We start from the raw sequence: 3,438 nt of genomic DNA, 5'->3' as shown, positions 1-3,438 counted from the left end.
GAAGCCCGGCGCCTCGCCGGGCCCGGCGCCGAGACCGTGGACCTGGCCGGCAGGCTGGTGCTTCCCGGCTTTACGGACGCCCACATCCACGCCGTGTTCGGCGGCGTGGAACGACTCGGCTGCGACCTTTCCTCGCAGACCGGGGCCGCCGCAACCCTGGAGCGGATCGCTGAGTACGCCGCGGTATCCGACCAGCCATGGATCACCGGCGGCGGCTGGAGCATGTCAGACTTTCCCGGCGGAACTCCCGACAAGGAAGCCCTCGACGCCGTGGTCGCCGACAGGCCCGCCTACCTCCTTAACCGGGACCACCACGGGGCTTGGGTCAACAGCCGGGCACTGGAACTCGCCGGCATCGACGCCGGGACCCCGGATCCTGCCGACGGCCGGATCGAACGGGATTACCGCGGCAATCCCACCGGCACCCTTCACGAAGGGGCCATGCAGCTCGTCGCAGGCCTGCTGCCTCCCACCTCGCGCCAGCAACTGCGGGATGGGCTGCTGGCCGCCCAGGAATACCTTCACTCGCACGGCGTAACCGGCTGGCAGGAGGCGATCGTCGGCGACTACGCCGGCCACGGCGACGTCGCCGCCGTCTACGGCGAGCTGTTGGCGGCCGGCAGCCTGACCGCACATGCCGCCGGGGCACTGTGGGTGCCCCGGGACCTCACTGCCGCGACTGTCTCCGATCTCGTGGCGTCATTCCGAGACCGCCGTCGTTCCAATGCCGCAGCAGGTTTCCCCACCACCACAGCGAAGATCATGGTCGACGGTGTTCCCGAAAACCGCACCGCAGCCATGCTGGAACCTTACGAATGCGCCTGCGCCGGGCCCGACCACGGTGGCCGCGGCCTGACCTACCTGGCCCAGGACGTACTGGAGACGGTCGCATGTGCCTTGGACGAGGCTGGCTTTAATCTCCACTTCCACGTGATCGGCGACCGTGCGGTGCGCAACGGGCTCGACGCCGTGGGGTCGATCCTCCGAAAGAACGGCGTCATCCGGGGCAGGCACCACATGGCACACCTTCAGGTGATCCACTCTGCCGACATTCCCCGCTTTGCCCAACTGGGCGTCACGGCCAACGCCCAGGCACTTTGGGCCTGCAATGACGAGCAAATGGTTGGCCTGACGCGGCCCCTGCTCGGTTTCGAACGCGCCGAACAACAGTATCCGTTCGCGTCGCTGGCCGCGGCAGGAACACGCTTTGCCATGGGATCGGACTGGCCGGTCTCCACTGCCGACCCGTGGCAGGCGATCCACGTGGCGGTCAACCGCCGCCCACCGGACAAACCTACAGCTGACCCGTTGGTTCCCGCCGAAGCGCTGGACCTGTCATTCGCGTTGGCCGCCTACTCGTCGGGCTCGGCCTGGATCAACGGGATCGACGACGGCGGCCGCCTCCGGCAGGACGCTCCGGCCGACCTTGTGGTGGTGGAACGAGACCCCTTCGCGATGGATCCGGAGGACCTTCACCTGGTGCGCACCGACCTGACGATGGTCGGTGGCCAGGTTGTGTTCGAACGCAGCACCGTGCCCGCGTAGCCCTCAAGGCCGCTCCCAAGTTGATTAGTCAGGTAACACATTCCGAAGCCACCCCCGCGGTCCGAGGGTCCGGGTCGGCGGGCCCCGCCTGAAGGATTCTGAGCACCGCGCCCGTCCGGCAGTGCTAGGAGCATCGGGATGAGCGCGGATTTGCTGGATCGAAGGACAAACGCACGTGTAGCTTCCGACCAGAAGCCGAGATCATCGAGCAGCGCGGTTCCGCACGTCCGAGATCGCCCGGGCTCGCTGTCGTGAGCCGAGCCGGTGAGGATCCTGGTAGCAAACCAGCAGGCACCTTACGAGTCGGAAAACCTATTGGTGAGCGCAGCAAAGATCACATAGAGAGCGAAGATCGTTTGCACAATGGCCAGCAGCAAAGGGAACCGCGGGGCGAGCTTGGACCTCGACGGCTGCTCCGACATGCTCCCAGCGTATGGCTTGTTGGCCACTCGGACTAGGGCCGGCGTCCCAGCAGCCGGCGCAGGAACGGGACGGGCTGGCGCCCGTCGTTCTCTGTGTCTGGAGTCCACATCCTCCCAGACGCAGGTGGGCGCTGTCCTAATGGCCAGCACCGGCCAGACGGTGAGATCTTAGCGTCGGCGGGCATCAACTCTCAGTAGGAGATCAACCGCCTTGTTTCTGAGAACGAACGCGAAGAGTACAAGGGCGAGAGAGGCAAGAAGTCCGAACAACATCGCAGGGCCGCCTACTGCGGCGAAGGACCCGGCGTGTACACAAACAACCGCGAAGATCACTGCCATGAAACTTAGCGATGCCGCCAAGATGTCTGCCCACCGCTTTGACCGATAGGTCAAAACCTCGCCCGCAGCCGCGACCGAGAGTAACTGCCACGCTGCCAGCAAAGCCACTTCGAATCCGCCGATGGCAAGCACGATTGCAGTGGTGTACGCGACCGCCAGATATGCAACCTCGGGGTAGGCCTCGGCATACTCAGCCGCGGCACTCGGAACAATCACGACTTGGGTCAGCAGGGCACCCAGGGCAAGTGCTCCGAGGAAAACACGGAGAGGTGTGACTCGCGGGCTGATCATGTAGCAATCGTCGTTTTACCTGTATTGACTGTCAACGATGCCTCATCGCCGGACCAACAGCCGGCGCAGGAACGGGACGGGCTGACGCCCGTCCTTTTCCGTCCGAACCAAACGGTTACCGCGCTAGGTCGTCGGCCATATCCTGGCGCAGGTTCTCCATTCGGAGCTGATCAATCCGGAGCCTGATCATAGTATTCAGCAGGACCAGGGTTCGTATTGCGATGGCCGCGAGGATCGCCACTGCAAGGGGTGCAAGGCTGGCAATCCAGGAAAGAGCGGCGGCAATAGTGCCGAGAAATGAAATGTCGTCCACGGTTTAACCCCCATTGATCTCGTGTACCGCTCGCTGCGGTACCCCCAACATAGAGGGGCGCACAAGCGGGGTGGGAACGAGGATTATCGCCGGCCCAGCAGCCGGCGCAGGAACGTGACGGGCTGGCGCTCGTCCCCACTGCGACGGGTAAAGCGTGGCATGCGTCCACGGTCAAGGCTGTGCTGGAGTCGGTAACACTGCGGCGTGCCCTCCAAGAAGGGGACTGAACAAGACAAAGGATCTAGCTCTGTTCGGCTCGACTTCGGAGCCACCTGCGATAACCCAAACCAACGATGGCACCAACACCTGCGGAAAGCATTGCCCAAAACGACGGATAGGCCGAAACCAGGATGAGGAGGAAACCCACCCATAGAGCAGCCCAAACCATTTTTCGCCCAGTCTGATTTCCCGAGTCGCGCTGGATGTCAGTAAGCACAGCAATACCAAACCCAATGAGAGCCGAGCCAAAGATCAGCGCCTCCGTCATGGGCTCAAGCGTAGGGGAGGCGCAGGGATTGGACTACTAGC

At 63.9% G+C, this 3,438-nt stretch carries 5 protein-coding genes; 1 reads left to right on the top strand and 4 read right to left on the bottom strand.

The genetic code is table 11. The features are described 5' to 3' along the window. On the top strand, positions 1-1,545 hold a 1,545-nt coding region (locus tag AC5RWT_RS35830; protein ID WP_494084373.1), incomplete at its 5' end, for an amidohydrolase. Between the two features lie 296 nt (positions 1,546-1,841). Here the strand turns inward: AC5RWT_RS35830 and AC5RWT_RS35825 are convergent. From AC5RWT_RS35825 to AC5RWT_RS35810, 4 genes are all read right to left on the bottom strand, one after another. Beyond that, positions 1,842-1,967 (bottom strand): hypothetical protein, encoded by a 126-nt coding sequence (locus AC5RWT_RS35825; RefSeq protein ID WP_494084372.1) that lies wholly within the window; start codon positions 1,965-1,967, stop codon positions 1,842-1,844. 168 nt (positions 1,968-2,135) lie between these two features. Beyond that, a complete protein-coding gene (locus AC5RWT_RS35820) occupies positions 2,136-2,597 on the bottom strand; it encodes a DUF2975 domain-containing protein (RefSeq protein ID WP_494084371.1) in 462 nt (153 codons plus the stop codon). A 115-nt stretch (positions 2,598-2,712) separates the two neighbouring features. Then, entirely contained in the window at positions 2,713-2,910 is a 198-nt protein-coding gene (locus AC5RWT_RS35815) for a hypothetical protein (RefSeq protein WP_494084370.1), read from the bottom strand. A 241-nt stretch (positions 2,911-3,151) separates the two neighbouring features. Continuing rightward, positions 3,152-3,397, bottom strand: coding sequence for a hypothetical protein (locus tag AC5RWT_RS35810; RefSeq protein ID WP_494084369.1), 246 nt, complete (start codon positions 3,395-3,397; stop codon positions 3,152-3,154). Positions 3,398-3,438: the final 41 nt, after the last annotated feature.

The organism is Arthrobacter sp. Dra40, from assembly GCF_059091905.1.
Note: the sequence above shows the minus strand (reverse complement) of the source record. Positions and strands in the feature narration are given on the sequence as shown.